Source organism: Mesorhizobium sp. M2C.T.Ca.TU.002.02.1.1, from assembly GCF_003997225.1.
In genome coordinates this window covers 1-2,413 of record NZ_RZTO01000883.1, presented here as the reverse complement: position 1 = coordinate 2,413, position 2,413 = coordinate 1, and the positions used below count along the sequence as shown (strand labels likewise).

The 2,413-nt window shown below is 63.8% G+C and carries 3 protein-coding genes and 1 pseudogene; all 4 read right to left on the bottom strand.

The window, feature by feature from the left end; all coding sequences use genetic code 11:
• Window positions 1-250 (bottom strand): ATP-binding cassette domain-containing protein (locus EOD07_RS30895; protein WP_127237989.1); only part of this gene is annotated, 250 nt, incomplete at its 3' end.
• Entirely contained in the window at window positions 247-1,026 is a 780-nt protein-coding gene (locus EOD07_RS30890; protein WP_127237988.1) for an ABC transporter ATP-binding protein, read from the bottom strand. The genes EOD07_RS30890 and EOD07_RS30895, both read right to left, overlap by 4 nt.
• Window positions 1,027-1,029: 3 nt before the next feature.
• Complete coding sequence (locus tag EOD07_RS30885) at window positions 1,030-2,010, bottom strand: branched-chain amino acid ABC transporter permease (RefSeq protein WP_127237987.1); 981 nt, start codon at window positions 2,008-2,010, stop codon at window positions 1,030-1,032.
• Between the two features lie 7 nt (window positions 2,011-2,017).
• Window positions 2,018-2,413: pseudogene (locus tag EOD07_RS30880) on the bottom strand (branched-chain amino acid ABC transporter permease); the annotation flags it as partial.

The window sequence follows — 2,413 nt, the reverse complement described above, 5'->3', positions numbered from 1 at the left end:
CCATGGCGATGCCCATCTTGACGATCTCGTCGGGGGCGGCACCATCGATGCGCCTGCCGTTGTATTGGATCTCGCCGGACCTGATCTTGCGCAGACCGGTGATGGCGCGAAGGATCGACGATTTGCCGGCGCCGTTAGCGCCGATCAGCGCGACGGTCTCACCCTCATTGACCTCGAGCGAGACGCCTTTCAGCGCATAGACGTGGTCGTAGTAGAGCTCGACATTGGCGAAGTTCAGGATCTGGTTCATAGGCCGATCGCCTCGTCTTCGCTGCCCAGATAGGCTTCGATCACCTTCTCGTTGGCCTGGATTTCCGACGGCGTTCCCTCGGCGATCTTCTGCCCGAAATTGAGCACGACGAGGCGGTCCGAAATCTTCATCACGGCCGGCATATCGTGCTCGACCAGAAGGATGGTCAGGCCGCGCCCGCGAAGGCGCCGCACCATTTCCACCATGCGCATGGTCTCGTCGTGGTTCATGCCGGCAAAGGGCTCGTCGAGCAGCAGGATGGAAGGGTTGGTGGCGAGACCGATGGCGATGCCCAGCGCGCGCAAATGGCCGTGCGGCAGGTTGCGGGCGGTCTCATTGGCGAGCGAGGAGAGGCCGAGCAGCGCCAGGATCTCGTCGGCCGATTGGCCGAAGGCCGCTTCGTCGGCCTTCGCCGTGCCGGTGCCGAGGAAGAAGCCGAACAGGCTCGCCTTCGAGCGCAGATGATGCGCGATGATGACATTGTCGCGCACGCTCATATTCTTGAAGATCGTCGTCTCCTGGAAGGTGCGCACCACGCCCCTGCGGGCGGCGATATGCGGGGCGAGACCGGAGATGCGTTCGCCCTTCAGGCGCACCTCGCCGGTTGTGGGCCTGAGGAAGGACGAGATCAGCTTGAACAAAGTCGACTTGCCGGCGCCGTTCGGACCGATCACCGACAGTATCTCCTTCTCGCGCACCGAGAAGGACACGTTGTTGACCGCAACCAGACCGCCGAAGCGCTTGGTGATGCCGGAGACCTCGAGCATTTCGGCCATCGTTCAACCCTTCTTCCGGGTCGTTTCGGCAAGGCTGAGCAGGCCGTTGGGCAGCACCAGCATCAGCACGATCATCAGGCCGGAATAGATGAGCAGTTGGAACTGGCCGGTCTGGAACAGAAGGTCCCAGCCGAAATAGAGCACCAGCGTGCCGAGCATCGGACCGAACACATAGCCGAGACCGCCGAGGAAGCAGTTCAGCATGAAGTTGACGGAATCGGTGACGGTGAAGCTCGACGGATAGATCGACTGCGAGATGGCGGCGAAGATGGCGCCGGAAACGCCGCCGAAGAAGGACGACACGGCGTAGGCGATGACGCGCAGCCAGGCGATGTTGACGCCGATCGAGGATGCGAGCTCCTCGTTCTGCTGCAGCGACTGGCAAAGCCTGCCGATGCGCGAATTGACCAGCCGGTACATGACCGCGAAGCAGACCACCATCAGCGTTACCGCCAGCAGATAGAAGGCGAGCCGCGAATTCTGCAGCGTAGCGAAATCCGGAATGATGGTCAGGCCGAAGATCGACAGGGCGCCGGGCAGCGGGATGCTGACGATGCCCTTGGCGCCGTTGGTGATCGGCAGCGCCAGCGCAAGCAGCCGCGCCACCTCGGTCAGCACCAGCGTTACCATGGCGAAATAGACGCCGCGCAGGCGCAGGATCGGCAGGCCGATCAGCACGCTTGCAGCGGCGCAGAAAAGCCCGGCCACTGGCAAGGTCAGCCAGAACGACCAGCCATGGTTCATCACCAGTATGGCCGAGACATAGCCGCCCATCAGCGCGTAGGCGCCCTGGCCGATGTTGATGCGGCCGATGTAGAAGGTGAGCCAGACGCCGGCGCTGGCGATGCTGAGCAGCGCCACCGAGGTCAGCGTGTAATAGAGGTCGAAGCGGCCGCTCGACGAGATCGCGACCGGCACGGCGATGAAGACGATCGCGAGGAAGGCGACGACCGCGGCGATCCTGGTGTTGCGATTGACGGTCATGGCGCGATCAACCCCACGGCTTGCCCATCAGCCCGTTGGGGCGGATCGACAGGAACACCATCAGGGCGGCGAAGATGACGAGATAGGTCACGTCGCCATATTCGCGCAGCACGGTGAGGCCGACCGACTCCATCATGCCGAGGATGAAGCCGCCGGCGATCGCGCCACCGACGACGCCGGCGCCGCCGATCATCACCATCAGGAAGGCCTTGATCGAGATCGGCCCGCCGATGCCGGAATTGACGCCGGTGATGGTGACTAGCAGCCCGCCGACGACACCCGCGAGCATGGCGCCCATGGCGAAGCCGATCATCGAATAGCGGTCGACGCGGACGCCCATCAGCTGGGCCGCGACGCGGTCCTGGGCGAGCGCCCGCATGGCCCGCCCAACCCGGCTGTACTG